General features: G+C 66.6%; 22 protein-coding genes and 1 pseudogene. 11 read left to right on the top strand and 12 right to left on the bottom strand.

Annotated features, from left to right (window positions below; translation table 11 throughout):
• Nucleotides 1-35: 35 nt before the first annotated feature.
• The 4 genes and pseudogenes from guaB to OP497_RS02365 all read left to right on the top strand — a co-directional run.
• Entirely contained in the window at nt 36-1,505 is a 1,470-nt protein-coding gene (gene guaB, locus OP497_RS02380) for an IMP dehydrogenase (RefSeq protein ID WP_280546228.1), read from the top strand.
• A gap of 95 nt (nt 1,506-1,600) precedes the next feature.
• Complete coding sequence (gene guaA, locus OP497_RS02375; RefSeq protein ID WP_280546227.1) at nt 1,601-3,178, top strand: glutamine-hydrolyzing GMP synthase; 1,578 nt, start codon at nt 1,601-1,603, stop codon at nt 3,176-3,178.
• 85 nt (nt 3,179-3,263) lie between these two features.
• Nucleotides 3,264-4,199: a restriction endonuclease gene (locus OP497_RS02370; protein WP_280546226.1), complete on the top strand. Its 936-nt coding sequence runs from the start codon at nt 3,264-3,266 to the stop codon at nt 4,197-4,199.
• 237 nt (nt 4,200-4,436) lie between these two features.
• Nucleotides 4,437-4,643: pseudogene (locus OP497_RS02365) on the top strand (IS1380 family transposase); the annotation flags it as partial.
• A 264-nt stretch (nt 4,644-4,907) separates the two neighbouring features.
• On the opposite strand, the gene OP497_RS02360 reads toward OP497_RS02365, so the two are convergent.
• The 3 genes from OP497_RS02360 to OP497_RS02350 all read right to left on the bottom strand — a co-directional run bounded on the left by OP497_RS02360 (nt 4,908) and on the right by OP497_RS02350 (nt 7,189).
• On the bottom strand, nt 4,908-5,828 hold the full coding sequence (locus tag OP497_RS02360) for a nucleotidyl transferase AbiEii/AbiGii toxin family protein (protein WP_280546225.1): 921 nt from the start codon (nt 5,826-5,828) through the stop codon (nt 4,908-4,910).
• Nucleotides 5,818-6,603, bottom strand: a complete 786-nt coding sequence (locus tag OP497_RS02355) for a type IV toxin-antitoxin system AbiEi family antitoxin domain-containing protein (protein ID WP_280546224.1) — start codon at nt 6,601-6,603, stop codon at nt 5,818-5,820. The genes OP497_RS02360 and OP497_RS02355 overlap by 11 nt, the downstream gene beginning before the upstream one ends.
• 109 nt (nt 6,604-6,712) lie before the next feature.
• Entirely contained in the window at nt 6,713-7,189 is a 477-nt protein-coding gene (locus OP497_RS02350; protein ID WP_280546223.1) for a hypothetical protein, read from the bottom strand.
• Between the two features lie 225 nt (nt 7,190-7,414).
• Between OP497_RS02350 and OP497_RS02345 the strand changes: the two genes are divergently transcribed.
• Together OP497_RS02345 and OP497_RS02340 are read left to right on the top strand one after the other, a co-directional pair.
• On the top strand, nt 7,415-7,747 hold the full coding sequence (locus tag OP497_RS02345) for a VOC family protein (RefSeq protein WP_348533105.1): 333 nt from the start codon (nt 7,415-7,417) through the stop codon (nt 7,745-7,747).
• Between the two features lie 113 nt (nt 7,748-7,860).
• Nucleotides 7,861-8,307, top strand: coding sequence for a DUF6789 family protein (locus OP497_RS02340; RefSeq protein WP_280546222.1), 447 nt, complete (start codon nt 7,861-7,863; stop codon nt 8,305-8,307).
• A 215-nt stretch (nt 8,308-8,522) separates the two neighbouring features.
• Here the strand turns inward: OP497_RS02340 and OP497_RS02335 are convergent, their stop codons facing one another.
• Together OP497_RS02335 and OP497_RS02330 are read right to left on the bottom strand one after the other, a co-directional pair.
• The gene (locus tag OP497_RS02335) at nt 8,523-8,732 is read right to left on the bottom strand and encodes a TOBE domain-containing protein (RefSeq protein ID WP_280546221.1); all 210 of its coding nucleotides are present in this window, start codon (nt 8,730-8,732) and stop codon (nt 8,523-8,525) included.
• A 59-nt stretch (nt 8,733-8,791) separates the two neighbouring features.
• Nucleotides 8,792-9,937: a putative sulfate/molybdate transporter gene (locus OP497_RS02330; RefSeq protein ID WP_280546220.1), complete on the bottom strand. Its 1,146-nt coding sequence runs from the start codon at nt 9,935-9,937 to the stop codon at nt 8,792-8,794.
• Between the two features lie 374 nt (nt 9,938-10,311).
• Here OP497_RS02330 and OP497_RS02325 point away from each other — a divergent pair, with 374 nt between their 5' ends.
• The 3 genes from OP497_RS02325 (at nt 10,312) to OP497_RS02315 (ending at nt 12,167) form a co-directional block, all read left to right on the top strand.
• Nucleotides 10,312-10,980 (top strand): lysozyme-like domain containing protein, encoded by a 669-nt coding sequence (locus tag OP497_RS02325; RefSeq protein ID WP_280546219.1) that lies wholly within the window; start codon nt 10,312-10,314, stop codon nt 10,978-10,980.
• Between the two features lie 112 nt (nt 10,981-11,092).
• The gene (locus OP497_RS02320; protein ID WP_280546217.1) at nt 11,093-11,674 is read left to right on the top strand and encodes a hypothetical protein; all 582 of its coding nucleotides are present in this window, start codon (nt 11,093-11,095) and stop codon (nt 11,672-11,674) included.
• 112 nt (nt 11,675-11,786) lie between these two features.
• On the top strand, nt 11,787-12,167 hold the full coding sequence (locus tag OP497_RS02315; protein WP_280546216.1) for a hypothetical protein: 381 nt from the start codon (nt 11,787-11,789) through the stop codon (nt 12,165-12,167).
• A 30-nt stretch (nt 12,168-12,197) separates the two neighbouring features.
• Here the strand turns inward: OP497_RS02315 and OP497_RS02310 are convergent, their stop codons facing one another.
• From OP497_RS02310 to OP497_RS02300, 3 genes are all read right to left on the bottom strand, one after another.
• Nucleotides 12,198-13,196 carry an NADP-dependent oxidoreductase gene (locus OP497_RS02310; protein ID WP_280546394.1) on the bottom strand — a complete coding sequence of 333 codons (999 nt, stop codon included), beginning with the start codon at nt 13,194-13,196 and terminating at the stop codon, nt 12,198-12,200.
• 141 nt (nt 13,197-13,337) lie between these two features.
• Nucleotides 13,338-13,649, bottom strand: a complete 312-nt coding sequence (locus OP497_RS02305; RefSeq protein WP_280546215.1) for a hypothetical protein — start codon at nt 13,647-13,649, stop codon at nt 13,338-13,340.
• A 373-nt stretch (nt 13,650-14,022) separates the two neighbouring features.
• Entirely contained in the window at nt 14,023-14,892 is an 870-nt protein-coding gene (locus OP497_RS02300; protein ID WP_280546212.1) for a LysR family transcriptional regulator ArgP, read from the bottom strand.
• A gap of 139 nt (nt 14,893-15,031) precedes the next feature.
• Here OP497_RS02300 and OP497_RS02295 point away from each other — a divergent pair, with 139 nt between their 5' ends.
• Both OP497_RS02295 and OP497_RS02290 read left to right on the top strand, forming a co-directional pair.
• Nucleotides 15,032-15,646: a LysE family transporter gene (locus tag OP497_RS02295; protein WP_280546211.1), complete on the top strand. Its 615-nt coding sequence runs from the start codon at nt 15,032-15,034 to the stop codon at nt 15,644-15,646.
• Between the two features lie 65 nt (nt 15,647-15,711).
• Complete coding sequence (locus OP497_RS02290) at nt 15,712-16,656, top strand: sensor domain-containing diguanylate cyclase (RefSeq protein ID WP_280546210.1); 945 nt, start codon at nt 15,712-15,714, stop codon at nt 16,654-16,656.
• A 40-nt stretch (nt 16,657-16,696) separates the two neighbouring features.
• Here the strand turns inward: OP497_RS02290 and mltF are convergent, their stop codons facing one another.
• From mltF to OP497_RS02270, 4 genes are all read right to left on the bottom strand, one after another.
• Nucleotides 16,697-18,082 carry a membrane-bound lytic murein transglycosylase MltF gene (mltF, locus tag OP497_RS02285; protein WP_280546209.1) on the bottom strand — a complete coding sequence of 462 codons (1,386 nt, stop codon included), beginning with the start codon at nt 18,080-18,082 and terminating at the stop codon, nt 16,697-16,699.
• 72 nt (nt 18,083-18,154) lie between these two features.
• Complete coding sequence (locus tag OP497_RS02280) at nt 18,155-19,093, bottom strand: patatin-like phospholipase family protein (RefSeq protein WP_280546207.1); 939 nt, start codon at nt 19,091-19,093, stop codon at nt 18,155-18,157.
• 2 nt (nt 19,094-19,095) lie between these two features.
• The gene (locus OP497_RS02275; protein WP_280546393.1) at nt 19,096-19,500 is read right to left on the bottom strand and encodes a hypothetical protein; all 405 of its coding nucleotides are present in this window, start codon (nt 19,498-19,500) and stop codon (nt 19,096-19,098) included.
• A 216-nt stretch (nt 19,501-19,716) separates the two neighbouring features.
• Nucleotides 19,717-20,334: a LysE family translocator gene (locus tag OP497_RS02270; protein ID WP_280546206.1), complete on the bottom strand. Its 618-nt coding sequence runs from the start codon at nt 20,332-20,334 to the stop codon at nt 19,717-19,719.
• Nucleotides 20,335-20,433: the final 99 nt, after the last annotated feature.

The following is a 20,433-nucleotide window of genomic DNA, read 5'->3' as shown; positions in this document are numbered from 1 at the left end:
ACTCCCTCCCACCAGTTCACTGGGTGTTGCCGCATATGCTACGTATGGCCCAAGAAGCTCTTACGTTCGATGACGTATTACTCCTGCCCGGGTATTCCGATGTCCTGCCCAACGAGGTCAGCCTCAGGACCCGCCTGACCCGCGACCTCTTCCTGAACATCCCGCTCGTCTCCGCCGCCATGGATACCGTCACCGAAGCCCGCCTGGCCATCGCCATGGCCCAGGAAGGCGGCATCGGCATCATCCACAAGAGCATGACCATCGCCCACCAGGCGGCCGAGGTACGCAAGGTCAAGAAGCACGAGAGCGTGATCGTCAAGGACCCCGTCACCGTGGGGCCCAAGGCCAAGCTGGCGGACCTGCTGGCGATGGCCGAGGAGCACGGCTTCTCCGGCTTCCCGGTGGTGGAGGGGGAGACCCTGGTGGGCCTGGTGACCCAGCGTGACATGCGCTTCCAGCCCAACCACGGCGACAGCGTGGCCGACATCATGACCCCCGGCGAGAAGCTCGTCACCGTGCCGGTGGGCACCAGCCTCGACATCATCAAGGGCAAGATGCAGAAGCACCGCGTCGAGAAGATGCTGGTGGTGGATGACGAGAACCGCCTGCGCGGCCTGGTCACCTTCCAGGACATCGAGAAGGCCCGCACCTTCCCCCTGGCGGCCAAGGATGCCGACGGCCGCCTGCTGGTCGGCGCCGCCGTGGGCACCGGCCCCGAGACGCCGGACCGCGTGGCCGCCCTGGCCGAGGCCGGTGTCGACGTGGTGGTGGTCGATACCGCCCACGGCCACTCCAGGGGCGTGATCGAGCGGGTGCGCTGGGTCAAGGAGCACTTCCCGCAGATCCAGGTGATCGGCGGCAATATCGCCACCGCCGAGGCCGCCCAGGCCCTCGCGGAAGCGGGTGCCGATGCCGTCAAGGTCGGCATCGGCCCCGGCTCCATCTGCACCACCCGCGTGGTGGCCGGCGTGGGCGTGCCGCAGATCACCGCCGTCTCCAACGTCGCCGCGGCGCTGGTGCCCTACGACATCCCGCTGATCGCCGACGGCGGCGTGCGCTTCTCCGGCGACCTGGCCAAGGCCGTGGCGGCCGGTGCCAGCACCGTGATGGCCGGTGGCCTGCTGGCCGGCACCGAGGAATCCCCGGGCGAGATCGAGCTCTTCCAGGGCCGCACCTACAAGGCCTACCGCGGCATGGGCTCCATGGGCGCCATGTCCCAGACCCAAGGCAGCGCCGACCGCTACTTCCAGGACAAGAGCGAGGGCGCCGAGAAGCTGGTGCCGGAAGGCATCGAGGGCCGCGTGCCCTACAAGGGCATGATGAGCGCCATCGTCCACCAGCTGATGGGCGGCCTGCGCGCCTCCATGGGCTACACCGGCTGCCGCGACATCCAGGAGATGCGCACCAAGCCGCAGTTCGTGCAGATCACCGGGGCCGGCTTCAACGAGTCCCACGTGCACGACGTGCAGATCACCAAGGAAGCCCCGAACTACCGCGCGGGTTGATACACGCTTGACGCCGGAAGCTTGAAGCTGGAAGTGGCCGCGCCGCTTCCAGCTTTCGTGTTTCCGGGCCGTTCGCCTCTCAAAGGAAAGGCCAGATGACCGACATTCACGCCCACAAGATCCTGATCCTCGACTTCGGCTCCCAGTACACCCAGCTGATCGCCCGCCGGGTGCGCGAGATCGGCGTCTACTCCGAGGTTCGCGCCTTCGACATCACCGAGGCCGAGATCCGCGAGTACGCCCCCAACGGCATCATCCTCGCCGGCGGGCCGGAATCGGTCACCGAGCTGGGCTCGCCCCGCGCCCCCCAGTGCGTGTTCGAGATGGACCTGCCGGTGCTGGGCATCTGCTACGGCATGCAGACCATGGCCGAGCAGCTCGGCGGCGCCGTGGAGGGCTCTCACGTCCACGAGTTCGGCTACGCCCAGATCCGCCTCGACGCCGAGACGGCGCTGTTCCGCGACATCTCGGACCATATCGACCACGAGACCGGCAAGAACCTGCTCGACGTCTGGATGAGCCACGGCGACAAGGTCTCCCGGGTGCCCGACGCCTTCACCGTCACCGCCTCCACCCCCAGCTGCCCCATCGCCGCCATGGCCTGGGAGGAGAAGCGCTTCTTCGGCGTGCAGTTCCACCCCGAGGTGACCCACACCCTGCAGGGCCAGCGCATCCTCGAGCACTTCGTGCTGGAGATCTGCGGCGCCGAGCGCAACTGGACCCCGGCGCAGATCATCGAGGACCAGATTGTGCGGGTACGCGAGCAGGTGGGCGACCGCCACGTGCTGCTCGGCCTCTCCGGTGGCGTGGACTCCTCGGTGGTGGCCGCACTCCTGCACAAGGCCATCGGCGACCAGCTGACCTGCGTGTTCGTCGACAACGGCCTGCTGCGCAAGGCAGAGGGCGACCAGGTGATGGAGACCTTCGGCCGCCACATGGGCGTGAAGGTGATCCGCGTGGACGCCGAGGCGCTGTTCCTCGACAAGCTGAAGGGCGAGGCCGACCCCGAGGCCAAGCGCAAGATCATCGGCAACACCTTCATCGACGTGTTCGATGATGAAGCAAGCAAGATTGAAGGTGTCGACTTCCTGGCCCAGGGCACCATCTACCCGGACGTGATCGAATCCGCCGCCGCCAAGACCGGCAAGGCGCATGTGATCAAGTCGCACCACAACGTGGGCGGCCTGCCCGAGACCATGAAGCTCACGCTCGTCGAGCCGCTGCGCGAGCTGTTCAAGGACGAGGTGCGCAAGCTCGGCGTCGAGCTCGGCCTGCCCTACGACATGGTCTACCGCCACCCCTTCCCGGGGCCGGGCCTGGGCGTGCGCATCCTCGGCGAGGTGAAGAAGGAGTACGCCGACATCCTGCGCGAGGCCGACGCCATCTTCATCGAGGAGCTGCACAAGGCGGACTGGTACCACAAGACCAGCCAGGCCTTCGCCGTCTTCCTGCCGGTGCGCTCGGTCGGCGTGGTCGGCGACGCCCGCCGCTACGAGTGGGTCATCGCCTTGCGCGCCGTGGAGACCATCGACTTCATGACCGCCCGCTGGGCGCACCTGCCCTTTGATCTGCTGGAGACCGTCTCCAACCGCATCATCAACGAGATCGGCGGCGTCTCCCGCGTGACCTATGATGTGAGCAGCAAGCCGCCGGCGACGATTGAGTGGGAGTGATAGCTCCGTCGATCATGTAGGCTTTGAAGGGCCCACCATTGGTGGGCCCTTCGTGTATCTGGCCCACGCACAGGGAGGTGGCGACATGGCAATGCCGGATTTTCAGACGCTTATGCGTCCGGTACTTGAGTTTGCGGCGGGTGCTGAAGAGCGCTCAATGAAGGAAACTTACCCCGTATTGGCTGACCAGTTTCAGCTCTCGGAGGAAGAAAGAGAGCAGCTATTGCCCAGTGGTCGAGTTCGTCTGTTCCGCAATCGTGTCGCGTGGGCTGTCACCCATCTGAAAAAAGCTGGACTTCTGGAGCCTCGACGTCGAGGTGTCTATGCCATCACTTCGCAGGGGAAAAAGGTCCTGGTCGATGCACCAGAGCGCATAACACTGAATTATCTGATGCAGTTCGAGGCCTTTCGGGAGTTCCGAAGCCAGCGCAGTGACAACGAAAGATCGAATGCCACTGCTGAGACAGTAGAGCAGCCCACTCCTGATCTTGAAGATGAGGGCCAGACGCCAGAAGAAGCACTTGCCAAAGCATGGAAAGAGATCCAGGAGAACCTGGAATCCGAAGTGGTGGACCAGATTAAGCAAGTCTCGCCCGCGTTCTTCGAACAGCTGGTGGTGGATGTGCTGGTCTCCATGGGTTACGGCGGCGAGCGACTCGGTGCGGCGCGTGCGGTCGGGCAGAGCGGGGATGGCGGCATCGATGGCATCATCGACGAGGATCCGCTCGGCCTGGACGTGATCTATCTGCAAGCCAAGCGCTGGGAGGGCATGGTAGGGCGCCCCGAGATCCAGAAGTTTGCCGGCGCGCTTCAGGGGCGGCGTGCCAAGAAGGGTGTCTTCATTACCACCTCGAGCTTCACTCGAGAGGCCCGCGAGTATGCGTCGATGATCGATAACCGTATCGTCTTGATCGATGGGTATCGTCTGGCCCGACTGATGATCGATCACGACGTGGGTGTGTCGCCGGTCGAACGTTATGTGATCAAGCGCTTGGACACGGACTACTTTGTCGAAGAGTAACAGTTTTTAGCGCCCACCTGCGGGAGAAGTTGCGCTGGAACAGCGCGTGAGTCTGATCACCCTGGGCGTCGGCGACCTGGCGCGAGCGCGGCGCTTCTATGAGGCGCTGGGCTGGCAGGTGGGGATGGCGCAGGGCGATGTCGTTTTTTCCAGCTCAACGGGCTGATCCTGTCGCTCTATCCTCGCGCCGCCCTGGCCCGTGATGCCGGGGTGGTGGATGCAGGCGGCGGGTTCGCCGGCATCACCGGCGAGCTCAGTCCGGTGCGTCATCCGGCGAAACGCCGGCGGCTGCGCACGGTCCTGCAAGAGCTGGTGCATCGCGCCGCCCTGGTGATCCACAAGGCGCGGCAGATCATTCTCGATTTCGGCCAGGACATCGGGCGTATGACGGTACTGAAGACGTTGCGTCGCCGGTTTCGTTATCCCAAGGCCGCGCCATGCTGACCGGGCGATCCTGTCGGATCATCAGCAAACCGACGCTGCCGCACTGGCCGGCGGGTAAGGAATGCCTGGCTGTCGCAAATGGCGGTGAAAGGGTGGTGAAACAGGCCGTCAACAGGGGGCAAGGAGGCCGATATCGCCCTGGTCAGTCATCACCAGGACCGATAAAGGGGATGCCGGTGATCAAAAATTGCTCGGGAGGCGAGATAGGGAAGACTTGGGCTTCGGGATCACGGATTCAGGATACTGTCCAGTGACATCAGCCAATTAATAATTGAAATTTCTCAGAGCCTGGCCAAGTTCCTCAAGTGCTTGACTATGTTTCTCTGGCCCCATCTTTCTGATATTGGCAAGCTTCCACATCACAGCGGGTAACTGGTCAACTCCCTGAGCAGGGAAAAGCGACCAGTCGGGCTCCCCCTGTTTGAACGAAAGTAGAAAGCGAGCATCGTCATCGGTGAACAGCTGGGCCAGCCGTTCCAGCAACCTGGACTGTACTTCCTCCAGCTGCGGCAGAGGGATGTCGGTTATGGCCATACCGACAAACTCCTTGCGGTAGATGGCCTCCAGCGGCTTCATCCTCGGGTTGATGACTTCGTTCATCGGCCTGGGGTGCCCGAGCAGGTAGACCAGGAACCCCTCGAAGACACTGCGATCCAGGCCGCCTTGATCCAGCAACAGCTTCACATCGAAGAGATCGCGAGGATGCTGACGATCCAGCGCAGCACAGAGCTTGCCGCCATAGAGGTCCGGCAGCGACACAACCTGCACCGAGGCAAAGCCGTACTCGTCTTCCACAGCCTCAACCAGGTCAAGCTGCTGAGGCGGATGCACGGTGCCGCGCAGCACCGGCGAGACTTCGACCTTCACCTGGCTGCGGCCACGGCGCACCAGGATTCGCAGCTCATCGCTGCGGTTGTCCTGGAGATCCGCCTGTACCCCGGGCAGTTGGGTACCGATGGCCTGAGCCAGCCGCTGTAGCGCCTGGCGGCAGCGACTCAGGGACTCATCACGTGGCTCCAGCGGCAGGTAGGCGAGGTCGATATCGACCGACAGCCGCGGGAAGGGCTGGACGAAGAAGTTGATGGCCGTGCCGCCCTTGAGCGCAAAGCAGGGCTCGGCGTTCAGAAAGGGCAACAGCGCCACCAGAAGGCGCACCTGTTCGTGATAGCGGGCATCAATGCTCATCCGTGAACGCCTCCGGGACCGTGACCTGATATTCCTTGTCCAGCCGCCCCCCTTTGCAGAGCTGCCGCTTGCCCTTCCCTAGGTCGAGGTTACGGGTATCCAGGCGATGGTACCAGGCGTGGCCGGCATGGCGAGCCAGCACCAGAAAAGCGCGCTTGGTCTTCACCGAGCGGCACCCTCCCAGCAGCGCCTGCAGCCGGCGCGGGCGTAGCGTATTGAGCCCGGTAAAGGTATCCACCAGCTCGCTGCTGAACAGCAGGTCGGTGGGCGTGATGGCGATCCACTCGAGGATAGCGCGCTCCGGCGTCGATATCCGCAGGGCAAACCCCACTCCAGGCGGGTTGTAGTCCGTGAAGCTGCCTGTCAGGTCCAACGGCAGCCCCTTGTCCTGATGCAGGTCGATTGCCCCGGCCCAGTCGGCCTTCTCCAGCCACAGCGGCAGCTGCGAGCGGCGCTCCGCCGCGTATAGGTGAGTGGTGTCATGCCCCATGGGCAGGTAGTGGGCAAAGCCCTGCAGAGCCAGGGCGGTCTGGCCACCCGGCCAGAACGGCGGCGCCTCGGGATCATGAAGTACCTGCAGCGCATACACCCCGCTCTCCCAGGTCAGCGGGTCGCCGGCACGGCAGTAGGCGCCTCGCCCGAGACGTTTCAGCCAGCCGGCATCCGTGAGCTTGGCGGCATGGTTGGCGCTGATGCCGCGGGCCTCCAGCCACGCCGTCGTGACGACGGCGCCATGGGGGATCTGCTGCCACAGCTGGTTTACTTTCGTTGCCATAGATTGCCCAATCAACCAACTATGATGCTCAAATTAAACCACAATGGTTTAACTTGAGTGTCTGAAATGGAAGATTAGGCCAATTTCAGCGACTTTTCTAAACCCATACCTACGTCGCGTGTCCGATACCCCGGGCCTCGTCCAGCCGCTGGGTAATATGCAGCACCGCCTCGAGCTCCGAGCAGTCCTGCTCGCGCATCACCCGCATGCGCTCGGCCTTCTCTTCACCTTCCGTGCCGGCCAGTGCCAGGTAGAGGCTGGGGGGCACCACCCGAAACAGCGCTTCCAGGCGCCCTGACAGCACAACCCCCTCAGTGTACTTCTTCGAGACCTTGGTAGCGGAGGCCATCAGCTTGCGCTGGGTGGCGGTGAGCTCCTTGAAGCGGCTGACCTGCTCGATCTCGTCCGGCGGCATGCAGAGGCACAGCCAGAACTCGATCATGTTGAGCAGCTTGCGGGCCGCGTCCGGGAAGTCCTCGAGGTTCTGGGTGGCCATCCAAATCCAGTGGGAGAGCTTGCGGCCCATCTTGCCCACCTTGACCAGATAGGGGCTGAGCAGCGGGTTGACTAGGAGCAATCGGAGCAATCGGGGACAGGCCCTCTTTCTTGGCTCGAAACAGCCACCGTCGCATAGACTGAATGTGCTGATCCCGTGGCACCGAATCTCGTCTGCCCGCTATGGTGTTGCTATTGATAGGGCACAGGCCGGGAGGTAATTGCGATGGAACAGCGCGTGAGTCTGATCACCCTGGGCGTCGGCGATCTGGCGCGAGCGCGGCGCTTCTATGAGGTGCTGGGCTGGTAGGTGGGGATGGCGATGGATGACGAGGTGGTCTTCTTCCAGCTCAACGGGCTGATCCTGTCGCTCTACCCTCGCGCCGCCCTGGCCCGTGATGCCGGGGTGGTGGATGCAGGCGGCGGGTTCGCCGGCATCACCCTGGCCCACAACGTATCGAACGAGGCCGAGGTCGACGCGGTGCTGAGCGAGGCCGAGCGCGCCGGCGGTCGTGTCGTGAAACCGGCCAGCCGGGCGGAGTGGGGCGGTTACTCCGGCTATTTCGCCGATCCCGATAGCCATCTCTGGGAGGTAGCCCACAACCCGGGGTTCCCCATCGATGCCCAGGGCAATACCCGGCTTGGCTGATCGAGGCCTCCCGGTGTGACCGCAGGGGCGTGGCTTGCCGGGCGCCTGGCCCTGTGCATCGTCTCCGATGGAGTGGCTACACTGAAAGGCACAGCCACCGCAAGGAGGACGCCATGAGCACTCGCCTGTTACGAGGGTTGATGGCCGGGTTCGCGGCTACCCTGGTCATCTCGTTGATGCTGGTGCTGCGCCTGGCGGCGGGCATCATCCCTTGGTACGACCCCATCGAGGTCATGAACCTGGCCGCTCAGGACCTGCTCGGCGCGCCGGACAGCCACATGCTGGCCTGGGGCATCCATTTCGCCGTGGGCACGCTGATCTGGGGGCTGCTGTTCGCGCTGCTGGTCCCCTATCTCCCGGGCCGCACCCCCACCCGGCGGGGCCTGGAGTTCGGCGTGGGCAGCTGGCTGGTGGTGATGGTCACGGTCTTTCCCCTGGCGGGCTCCGGCCTGTTCGGCCTGGGCTTCGGGCTGGTGGCACCGCTGTCCATGCTGATCGCCCATCTCATCTTCGGCGCGGTGATCGGGGCCGTCTACGGCTGGGCGGAAGGCGTGGTCTAGCCCCGGAAGGGGCGGCCAAGGGGGAAAATCGGGGACAGACCCTCATTCCACCGCCGAGGACATGGTGGCGGGTGAGAAGGGCCACGGCTGATACCGCGGGAAGAGGGGGCTTGGCGAGTTGCTCCCGTCGCCCCATCCTCGCGCTGCTCTGGTCAAGGGGCCGGCGCCCGACGCAGCCTCTGTCGGTCGCCCTGCGTCGCCACTGGCGCGAGCGGTCAGTCGATGCCGAGCATCACGTCCGAGGCCTTGATGACGACCTGAACCTCGCTGCCCACGGCAATGCCGAGGTCCTCGATGGCGTCACTGGTGATCATCGACTTGATGGTGTTGCCGCCGCCGATGTCGACGCGTACCTGGCTGTTCACCGGGCCTTCCTTCACCTCGAGCACGGTGCCCTTGATCACATTGCGTGCGCTGATCTTCATGCGTGTCTCTCCTTTCGCCGTATTGATGGATTGCGTGTCGCGGGCCTTGCTCCCAGCTATCAGCTATCGCCCCCATCCTGTGGCGCCCTTGCGGCGCGCCTGTGCTTAACATGCAGGCGCAAGCGGTCGGAGACAAGCCCCATCGCCAGGCCGACAAGGGCTCCCCCAAAGAGTGTGCCCAGGGCCGTGGCGGCGATTACCGGGCGACAGTCGGGGCGAGCGTCGAACAGTCGTTTGCCTAGCATCAGCTCGATCGCGGCATTGGCGAGCAGGGCGCCGATCACCGGTGTTGGAATCGCGGCCAGCCATGCGATCACCGTGGGGCCCTGGAGGGCGGCCAGGACGCAGGCGGCAGCCACAGTCAGCGGGGCGATGAGGCTGCGTGCGCCGAAGCGGTAGTGGGCGGCAATGCCGCCGGCACCATGGCACATGGGCATGGCGCCGAAGGGTACCAGCGCCAGATTGAGCAGCCCGCTGGTGGCAGCCAGGCGACGTTCGCTGACCCGCCGGGCCGAATCGGGAAAGAGCGAATGCGCGACCGCCGTCGCCACGACCACGGCGTTGAGCAGGGTCAACGGCAACTGCGCCATTAACCCCTCGGCCACGGCAGGCATCGACAGCGCGAGGCTTTCCGGGGACGAGCCCGCGGCCAGGGGGAGAGTGGCGGTCGAGTCGCTCAGCAGAGCGCCGCCGACGACCAGGAGCGCCCAGGGGCCGCGCGGCCAGATCCACGAGAGGGCGAGCAGCGCCAGCGCCAGCAGGGCGATAAGCCAGCCCGCGCCCATCATGTCCACTGCCAGAACGCCAAGCATCAAACCCAAACCCGCCTGCAGCCCCGTGACCACTGATTGCGGCAGTGCGCGGGCGAGTCGGACCAGGTGCGGCGTGAAGGACATGGTGAGCAGCACCGCGCCGATGATGGTGCCTGCCCAGGCGGTTTCGAGGCTGGTCAGGCCGCCGGTCAGGATGATCGCGCCTAGCGCTTTCATGGGCTGCACGGCGATCGGCAGCCGGTAGACCACGGCCACCAGCAGGTAGCCGGCGGCGAAGCCGAAAAACACCGGCGTCGGCGCGAGCACGCCCAGCGAAATGGCCGAGATCACGAACGGGAGGAGGGTGCCGAGGTCGCCGAAGGCACCGGAAATATCGCCGGAGAGGCTCGTGAACGCTTGCTGGTAGCGTCGCCAGGAGGTGTCGGGGTTCATGCCATTCACTGTAGCGCTCGGCGGCCAACCCGTCGTCAACGTCTGAGGCAGCCCTTTCAGGGGACAGCCAACCCGCGCCACGCACTCACTGTCAAGCCAGGTCGCCAGGTCACGTCACGCTCGATGCCATCGCCAACAGCGCCATCCAGTCGATTGGCTGCGTGGCCGCCCGGATCTGTAACACCAATCCATGCGTAAAAGCGGTGATGTCGTGGGAGCGCCGCTAGCGGCGCGATACATCGGCGAGACGCCGAGGGAAAGCCTCGAATGGCCCCTGTGCCCACCGGGCCGTGTGAGACGCCATCCTGTCGGAGCGCTATCATGCGGGGCGAAACATCCGTCGCGACATATCAGGAGGCCAGGTGGGATCATCGATGGATCGACAGGGAAGGGCATCCTGCGTGGTGGCGCGGGCCGTGCGATGGTTGCTGATCGTGGGGCTCGGGCTGCTTGCCAGCGGCTGTGCCATGCTGGCGCCGTCACCGCCGCAGGATCAGAGCAACATCTGCGAGATCTTCCGCGAACAACCCGAGTGGTATGACTATGCCCGCGACGCCCAGGAGCAGTGGGGCACACCGATCGCCACGCAGATGGCCTTCGTCCAGCGGGAATCCTCGTTCCGCAGCCATGTGCGCCCGCCCCGCAAGCGCATCCTGGGGATCTTCCCCGGCCCACGCTCCTCCTCGGCACGGGGCTATGCGCAGGCCCAGGACCCGGTCTGGGGTGAGTACCAGGACGATGCCGGGAGCCTCTTCGCGCGCCGCACCCATATGCAGGACGCCACCGACTTCATCGGCTGGTACAACGCGCGCACCCATCGGCAGCTGGGCATCTCGCTGCACAACCCTGAACACCTCTATCTGGCCTACCACGAGGGGGCCGGGGGGTATCGGCGCGGCAGCTACCGCAACAAGCCCCGGGTGAGGCAGGCCGCCCGCCAGGTCGGCACCCTGGCGAGTCGCTACCAGTCACAGCTGGCCGCCTGCGAAGCCGAGTTTCGTTGCCGGCGCTTCTACCAGGTCTGGCCGTTCTGTCGGGGGTGACGTCGATCGCGGAAGAAACCTTAACAGGCTATCGTTTGTCGAAGCGATAGGGTACATCCCGCCCATCTCTATTCAATTTGGTGGGCTAGCCATCGTCCGACAAGGAGCCGACATGAGCGAACGAACCGAGTACGTCCCGCCGAGGGTCTGGACCTGGGAGAAGGCGAGCGGCGGCACCTTCGCCAGCATCAACCGGCCCGTCGCCGGCCCCACCCACGAGAAGACGCTGCCGGTCGGCACGCACCCCTTCCAGCTCTACTCGATGGGCACGCCCAACGGCGTCAAGGTCACGGCGATGTTCGAGGAGCTGCTGGCACTGGGCTACCAGGACGCCGAGTACGATGCCTGGCTGATCCGCATCGGCGAGGGTGACCAGTTCGGCAGCGGCTTCGTCGAGATCAATCCCAACGCCAAGATCCCGGCACTGGTCGATCACAGCACAACGCCGCCCATCCGGGTGTTCGAGTCGGGCGCGATCCTGCTCTACCTGGCGGAGCGCTTCGGCGAGTTCCTGCAGGTGCAGGAGTACGCGCACGTGCAGCGCTGGGCCAGGGAGATCGATGCGCGCCCGGCGGTGCAGCGCGGGCGCATGGTCAACCGCACCTTCGGTGACCCGGCGCTGCAGCTTCACGAGCGACACCACGCCAGCGACGTCCAGACGAAGACCCAGGACAAGCGCCAGGCCCGGGTCTGAGGGGCCGATGCCGCAACGCATCAGGCGCAACACATGAGGCACTGGGCGACAGCGCGGCCTGACCGCCTCGCCTATACTCTGACTAACGGTAGCCGTCCTCGCGAGGTGCGCCATGTTCGCTCGCTTGAGTAGTGGGATGCTGGCGGGGCTGGTGGCGCCCCTCTCCACCCTGCTGGGCCATATCGTCTTCGGCCTGGCGCTGCTGGCCATGACCGGCATTGCCCAGGCGGGGTCGAGCATCAGCTCGGCCGTGGTCAGCTCGGCCGTGGTCAGCTCGGCCTCGGGCGAGGGTGCAGTGGTGGAGGCCGTGCTGACGGGGCACAGTGCACGGGTGGCGGTCAATGGCGACCGGGTCGAACGGTACGACGGCCGGCTGATCGTCAACGGGGTTTCGTATGGCACGGTCGACGCGCAGGCGGTGGTGCGCTATCGGGTGAGGGGCGATGAGCGCACCGTGCTCGTCGATGATTTGGTGCGAGCGCCGGCCGAGTAGCGCTCAGCCGCAACCGATGCCCGGCGTCGTTCAGAGCCGCACCAGCATCTTGCCGGTGTTGGCGCCCTCGAACAGCGCCAGGAAGGCGTCCGGGGTGCGCTCGAGGCCCGTCTCGACGGTCTCCGCGTAGTCGATCTCGCCATTGGCCACCCGCGGGCCGACTTCTTCCAGGAAGCGCGGATAGTCGGCCCAGTGGTCGAAGATGATGAAGCCCAGCATGCGCAGGCGCTGGATCAGCACCATGGCCAGGTTGCTCGGCCCTGGCGCTGGCCCCTCGGCGTTGTAACGGGCGATCATTCCGCACACGGCGATGCGACCGCCGGTTCGCAGGGTGTTGAGGGCCGCCTCCAGGCAGACGCCGCCGACGTTCTCGTAGTAGACGTCGAAACCCTCCGGGCAGGCCGCCTTGAGCGCCTCGGTCAGCTGCTGGGTGTCGCGGTCGCGGTAGCTCACCGCCTTGATGCCGTGGGACTCCAGCCACGCGAGCTTCTCGGGCGCCCCGGCGATGCCGACCACGGTGCCGCCCTTGGCCTTGGCCAGCTGCACGGCCAGCGAGCCCACCGCGCCGCTGGCGGCGCTGACCAGCACGTTGTCGCCGTCGCGCATCTCGGCGATCCGGTTCAGGCCCGTCCAGGCGGTCATGCCCGGCATGCCGAGCACGCCGAGGTAGGCCTGTTCCGGCACCTCGATGCCCGGCAGCGGCTCCACCTGATCGCCCGGCAGCTGGGCGATGTCTCGCCAGCCGGCCATGTGCCGGACCTTGTCGCCCACGGCCAGGCGCGCATCCCGTGACGCGATCACCTCGCCCACCGCGGCGCCTTCCAGCGGCTCGCCGATGACGAAGGGGTCGATGTACGTCTTCACGCCGCTCATCCGTCCGCGCATGTAGGGGTCCACCGACAGCCAGGTGTTACGGATGCGCACCTCGCCCTCGGCCAGCTCGGCCAACTCGGCTTCGTGCAGCTCGAACAGCTCGCGCCCTGGTGTGCCCTGGGGGATGTCGTTGATGGTGAAGTAGCGGGATTGCATCATGCAGCTCCTTCGCTTCGGTGAGTAGACGACCAGTCTAATGCAGAGACGGCGGACGGACCAACCTGTGAACGAAAACACCCCATTCGACCTGGGGCCGAATGGGGTGCGGTGACGGCACTTGCAGGTACGGTCACGGCCTCAACGCTGAGGCGCTTCCTCGAACAGCTCTGCCTTGGCATCACGCATGACGTCTTCGCAGGCGGCCTGATGGGCGAGCTGGGTGAGCAGGCTCTGGCTCAGGGCGAAGCCCTTCTCCAGGCAGGTGTCGACGTCCTCACGGCTCACTTCGGGGGTGACGTTGCAGTCAATCTTGATCGTTCTTCCACCACCGTCCAGCTTGTCGGCGAATTCCCGAAAGCGCCAGGCGATTCGCGCCTTCCAGCTGGCTGATTCTTCCACGCCCTCGTTTACGCTAAACGTGCACTGCCACTCCGGTTTGTAGACCTTCATGAGAACCTCCCGTGCTGGCTTGAAAGAATGATCGATCGTGTCTTCTGCTCCGTATCTGAAGATGTTGCACAATCATCATACAGGCTTTCGACCATCGGGCCAGTGCATCCGGCACGTCAGTGAGATTCTTCAGCCCAGGTAGGCGGCGAAGGCTTCGAAGGCGGCTCGCTGCAACTGAGCCTGGTGTGCCCAGCACTTCAGCACGTAGGAGTCGAACGGTTGGACTTGCACTCGTGGGGTAGTCATTGCGATTGCCCTCATCAGGGGGATTGCACTACCACCATAGGCGCTTTTGTTGCAGTGCAGCAAGGTTTTTCGTGATCAGCCCGGGTGCGCCTTCCTCGGTCACTATCCACCACCGAAAATCAGCGGGTTAGCTAAGCCGGACCTCGCCCAGCACCCCGGTCAGCCGCTCCAGTACCTCGCCGCTGTGACGCCAGAAGTGCCAATAGAGCGGCACGGCGAGCGAGCATTCGGGGGCGATGCTGGCCAGCCGGCCCTCGGCCACCAGCGACGCCACCTGCATCCGCGGCAACATGCCGTAGCCCATGCCGGCGCCGGTCAGTCGCACGAAGCCCTCCGACGAGGGGCAGAGATGGTAGGGAAAGCTGCCGTGGTAGCCGCAGCTGGCGAGGAAGCGGTGCTGCAGCTGGTCATGGGGGCCGTAGACGATGGCCGCTGCCCGGCGGAAGGCCTCGGGCGTCGGCCCGTCCGGGAAGTGGCGGGCGATATAGGCCGGGGTGGCGAAGGGGTGGTAGACCATGGTGCCCAGCGGCACGCAGCGGGCCCCGGCGATGGGCTGGTCGCTGGCGCACAGGCAGGCCGCTACCTCGCCGTCGCGCAGCCGCTTGAGCCCCACGTCCTGGTCCTCGATCACCATGTCCAGCAGCAGGCCCTCTGCCCGGCAGAAGTCGCCGACCGCCTCGGCCCACCAGGTCGCCAGGCTGTCGGCATTGACGGCGATGCGCAGCCGGGGCGAGGCCTCCTCCAGGGTGGGCAGGGCCGTGCGCAGGTCGCGCTCGAGCAGCTGGACCCGCTGGACATGGTTGAGCAGCCGCTGGCCCGCCGGGGTGGGCGCAAGCCGAGGGTGGCGGATCAGCACCGGCTGCCCCAGGCGGACCTCCAGCGCCTTGATCCGCTGGGAGACCGCCGACTGCGAGAGGCCCAGCCGTTCGCCGGCGCGCTCGAAGCCGCCGCACTCGACCACCGTGGCCAACGCCTGGAGCAGCTTGTAGTCCAGCATGGGCTCTCCTTGCCGGGAGGGGGTGGTGGACGCTCAAGTATAAGCAAAACTGATGCCATATTAGCAGGATGATTTTTCAGCATCTCGGGTCGTCGCTATGCTGGCCGTTCTCGACGGGTACCAGGACAGGGGAAACGCGATGCTGGAGAGCTATCTCACCGGGCTGGTGGTGTGCGGCGGGATCATCGTCGCCATCGGCGCGCAGAACGCCTATGTGCTGGGAGTGGCCGTGCGACGGGAGCACCACTGGTGGTCGGCCGGGCTGTGCATGAGTACCGATGTGCTGCTGCTGGCCGCCGGGATGTTCGGGGTCAGTGCGGTGCTGCTGAGCATGCCGAGCGCCATGCAGGCGCTGCGCTGGCTGGGGGTGGTGTTCCTCGCCTTTCTGGCGGCCCAGGCCTTCCATCGTGCCGCCACTGGCCGGCAGGGGCTGGCCGATGGCGCCTCGGGCGGGCGCGGCCGCCGGGGCGTGCTGCTCGCCACCCTCGCGGTCACGCTGCTCAACCCTCAGGTGTACCTCGACACCCTGCTGCTGATCCCGGCCATCGGTGCCCAGCAGCAGAGCGCCGCGACCTTCGTGGCGGGCGCCGTCACCGCCTCGATCCTCTGGTTCAGCCTGCTGGCCTGGGGCGGCTCGGCGCTCTCGCCCTGGCTCTCCCGGCCCCTGGCCTGGCGGGCGATCGACGGCACCATCGGCGTGATGATGGCGGCCATCGCCGTGAACCTGGCCGGCGGGGCCGGCCTCGCGACCTGACGGGGGGCAAGAGGCCGCCGGCCGAGGGCTTTGCAATCAACGAACGGTTTGGCTCTACTGGGGCCATGACATCGACCCAAGCCCCCGCCACCCCGGAGCGCAAGTTCGAGCGCTCGCTGCTCGAGGCAATCCTTGAAGCCTCGCCTGACGGCATTTTCGTCGTCGACGATCAGGGGATAATTCTCTGCCACAACCAGCGGCTGCTCGAGGTGTTCGGCATCGCCCCCGGGGCGATCGCGGGTGGTGAGGACGGTGACCTGGCGGGATTGGACGACCAGAACCTCCTGACGCAGGTCCTGCCGCTCATCCACGAGCCGGAGCCCTTCCTGCAGCGGGTGATGATGCTCTACGCCGACCCCCTGCTCGAGGACCACTGTGAGCTGGAGTGCCGGGATGGCCGCACCCTGGAGCGCCACTCCAGGGCCCTCTGGGGGGAGGACCAGTGCTATGTCGGCCGTGTCTGGTTCTTCCGCGACATCACGGCGCGCAAGCGGGTGGAGCACGCCCTGGAGCAACTGGCCCAACATGACCCGTTGACCGGCGCCGCCAACCGTCGCCACTTTTTCGAGCGGGCCGCCGAGGAGCTCGCCCGCGCCCGGCGCCATGGCGATGCTCTCTCGCTGGTGATGCTCGACCTCGACCACTTCAAGCGGATCAACGACCACTGGGGGCACGCCGCGGGCGATCGGGTGCTGCAGGCCTTCGCCGCCGGGGTCCGCTCGCTGCTGCGCCGGGAGGACCTGTTCGGGCGCATCGGCGGCGAGGAATTCGTGGTGCTGCTGCCGGCCACCGGCCTGGAGGGGGCCCTGCCACTGGCCGAGCGCCTGCGCCGCCAAACCGAGGGCCTCGACCTCGAGGAGAACGGTGAGCGGGTGAGTGTCACCACCAGTGCCGGCGTGGCGACCCTGGGCGCGGGGGATGCCTCCACGGATGCCCTCCTGCAGCGGGCGGACGAGGCGCTCTATGCCGCCAAGCGGGCCGGCCGCAACCGCTCGTTCTGCCAGGCCTAGGACGCCGGCTCCGCGCGCGAGACCCTCACTCTCCCCGTGCTTATTCCCCGCCGGACGGCGACAGCTCCAGCTCCACCGCGGCGGCGATCACGTCCTGGTAGTTGCGGATCCGCTGGACGTAGTGCACCGGCTCGTAGCCCCGCGCATAGCCGTAGCGGGTCTGCGGGTAGTAGCGCTTGTCGGCCTTGAGCGGGAGCACCTCCTTCATGTCCTCCCAGGAGTCCGGGTCCCTGCCCAGATCGCGCGCCAGTTGCCGGGCGTCCAGCAGGTGGCCACGGCCGATGTTGTAGCTCGCCAGGGCCAGGTAGGTGCGGTCCGGCTCGGGAATCGTCTCGGGCAGGCGCCGGTGGCGGTCGGCGAGATACCGCGCGCCGCCGTCGATCGCCGCGGCCGGGTCCTGGCGGTTGGTGACGCCGAGGGATTCGGCGGTGTTGCGGGTCAGCATCATGATGCCGCGCACCCCGGTGGGCGAGACGGCCCGGGGGTCCCAGTGCGACTCCTGGTAGGCCAGGGCCGCGAGCAGGTCGGCGGGCATCCCGGTGGTCTCCTCGGCCGCCAGGAAGAGATCGAGGAAGGAGGGCAGGCGCTCGTCGATGCGCCGGTTAAGCGCGCGCAGGTCGACGAAGTCGAATTCGCCGATGTAGGCGTAGTAGCGGTCCTTCATCGCCGCGACGCTTTGTTGACCCTCGGCGCTCGCCATCCACTGCTTTGCCATGTCGGCGAGTGCCTGATGGCCGGCGGGCAGGTACCAGCCCAGCCGGTCGCCGCTGGTCAGGTTCATGGCGACTTCCAGGTGCGGGAAGTGGCGGCGCACCACCCGCACGATGTTGGAGTCGGCCAGGGTGCAGTCGATGCGCCTCTCGGCCACCTCGGCCAGCAGTACCTCGGTGGTGCGCGGGTCCTCCTCGAAGGCGATGCCGGTGTGGCGGTTGACCAGGCTCTCGAGCTTCTCAGCATAGCTGGAGCCCGCCGTGACGCGGATCTCGACGCCGGCCAGCTCCTCCACGCGGCGCGGCAGGGGGCGCATGTCGCGGTGGCAGACCAGCTGCTCGACGATGTCGGTATGGCCGGGGCCGCGGCGGAAGCGCGCGTCGCGGGAGGGCAGGTGGGTCAGCCCGGCGGCAGCCAGGTCGACTTCGCCGGTCTCCAGGGCCTGCAATACCCCGGCGGTGGAGTCCTGCAGCGTCCACTCGAGCTCCCAGTCATGGGCCTCGGCGAACTGCTGGACCAAGTCATGCTCCGGTCCGGCGGGGGTCTCGTCGCGGTCGAGGTAGTAGGTGGTGGCGGCGTTGCGGGTGGCCACTTTCAGCGTCTCACCCGGCTCGGGCGGGTCGAGCAGCGTGACCGGGGGGGCGCCCGGCTCGCAGCCCTGGAGCAGGGCCAGCGACAGCAGCAGGATGGCAGTGAGCAGGCGGGATCGGGACATGGACGGGTATCCTGACTGGAGAGATGATGGGAGCAGCCTACCAGTCTCCGGCGGTGCCCTCGGCGGGACGAGTCAACGCGGGGCGTTGCGTGCCAGCCGCTCCTCAAGCAGGTCGCGCAGCTCTTCGGCAGCGGGTTCGGTCTGGCGCAGGATCTCGTCGATGCGGTTGAAGTGCAGCAGGCGTACGCCTTGGGTCTCCGGGCGCAGGTAGAGGTCGGGTGGCTGGTGGCGCAGCGCCTGTCGGATGATCGTCTGCTGCATGATCTTGAAGCTGTTGAACAGCATGTCGCTCAGGCCGACCTCCTTCCCGTCCTCCTGACGGCGGCTGCCCGAGACGTCCACCGCGATGACCAGGTCGACCTCGCCGTGGAGCAGGTCGAAGGGCAGGGGCTTGGAGGTGCCGCCATCGATCAGCAGCTGCTCGCCGCGGTGGACGGGCAGGAAGAGCCCCGGCACCGCCATGCTGGCCTCGATGGCCGGAAACAGGAGGCCCTCGTCCAGGATCACGCTCTCCCCTGTCCAGTAGTCGGTGGCCACCACCTCGAGCGGGATGCGCAGCTCGTCGAAGGTGCGAACCTCGGTATGGCCGGCCAGGAAGCGCAGGAAGCCGGCCGAGTCGAGCAGCCCGGCATCGTCGCGCCCGAACGGTACCAGCGCCGACAGATCCACCTCCGATTCGGCCAGGCCCGAGAGGGCATCCAGCGGCGAGCCGGCCACGTCGTCGAAGATGTCGCGGATCGCCTCGGCCGAGAGACCCGCGGCATAGAGCCCGCCGATCACCGCGCCGATGCTGGTGCCGACGATGCGGTCGGGTACGACCCCGAGGTCGTCGAAGACATGCAGGATGGCGATGTGCGCCAGGCCGTTTGCCCCGCCCGAGCCCAGCGCCAGGCCGATGGTCGGACGGGGCGACGAGGTATCGGGGGAGGCCGGCGCGCCCGGGGCCACTGCCAGCAGGGCGGCGGTGAACAGGGCAAACGCGAGCCGGGACATGATGAGCCGTGGCGTCATGCTCAGTCTCCGGGCCCGCACTCCATGCAGCGCTCGGTGATGGCCGGGCCCTGCTGCAGGTTGGCATTGAGGTCGCGCAGGGCGCTGCGCAGGCCTTCTTCCAGTACCGGGTGGTAGAAGGGCATCTCGAGGATGCGGCTTACGCTGAGCTTCTGCTCCAGCATCCAGGCCAGCAGGTGCGCCATGTGTTCGACCCGCGGACCGAACAGCTCGGCGCCCAGGAACTGGCCCGAGCCGTGCTCGGCATAGAGGCGCATCAGGCCGCGATTCTGGCGCATCACCATGGCCCCCCGCCCCTGGTCCTCGAAGGAGGCCTCGCCGGTGGTGATGCAGTCGCAGCCGCCGTACTGGCTTTCCAGCTCGGCACGGCTGGTACCGAGGGTGGCCATCTGTGGGTCAGTGAACACCACGGCGAGGGGACGTTGCGGGTGCCGGCGCTCAGGCCGGCGCTGCCGGCGCCGATGATGGCGATATCGACCTCACGTTCCTGCATCGGGGTCTACTCTCATTGTCGTGGCGTTGGTGGGCGCATGGGCGTTCATGGCTCCACTATGGCACAGGGTGGGGATGGACTGCCGGGACGCAATGTTGGCGTCTTGACGCAGGACAAGACCGCCGGCCCCTCAGGCGGCCAGGCGCAGGGCGAAGGCGATCATCAGCGAGCCGAAGGTCCAGCGCTGTAGGCGCGCCCGCAGCGGGCTGTCGGCGAACCAGCGCTGCAGCGCGGCCCCCAGGGTGGCGTAGCCGGCATCGAACAGCAGGCCGATGCCCACCAGCAGGCTGCCCAGCAGGGCGAACTGCAGCAGCACGGGCCCCTCCCCGGGATGCACGAACTGGGGCAGCAGCACCGAGCAGAACAGCAGCGACTTGGGGTTGAGCAGGTTGGTCAGTAGGCCACGGCGCCAGGCGCGGCGGTGACCGTCGCCGAGAATCCCCACGCTTACCGCGTCGATGTTTGTCGTGGCGCCGGGCGAGCGGAGCAGCTGCAGGCCGATCCAGGCCAGGTAGGCGCCCCCCGCATAGCGCACCGCATCGAAGGTCCAGGGGGCGGTGGCGAACAGTGTGGCGAGCCCCAGGGCCGCCAGGGCCACGTGCAGGCCCCGCGCCATGGCCAGTCCCGCCGCGGTGGCCAGCGCCCGGGCGTGCCCCTGCTGGCTGCCGGTCTGCAGCACCAGGATCATGTCGGGGCCGGGCAGCAGGTAGATCGCCGCCAGGGCCCCAATGAACAGCCACAGCTCCATGGGCTCGCCTCCTGTCGTTGTAAAACATCCGCCTGGAACGCTGCCAGTCTAGCCCCCCGGGCGCCGGCAGGTCATTGCGAAATCGGCCAGGAAAACGGC

Origin of the sequence: Halomonas sp. 11-S5 (genome assembly GCF_029889825.1) — a bacterium.
In the GTDB taxonomy this organism is placed as follows: Bacteria; Pseudomonadota; Gammaproteobacteria; order Pseudomonadales; family Halomonadaceae; genus Halomonas.
Note: the sequence above shows the minus strand (reverse complement) of the source record. Positions and strands in the feature narration are given on the sequence as shown.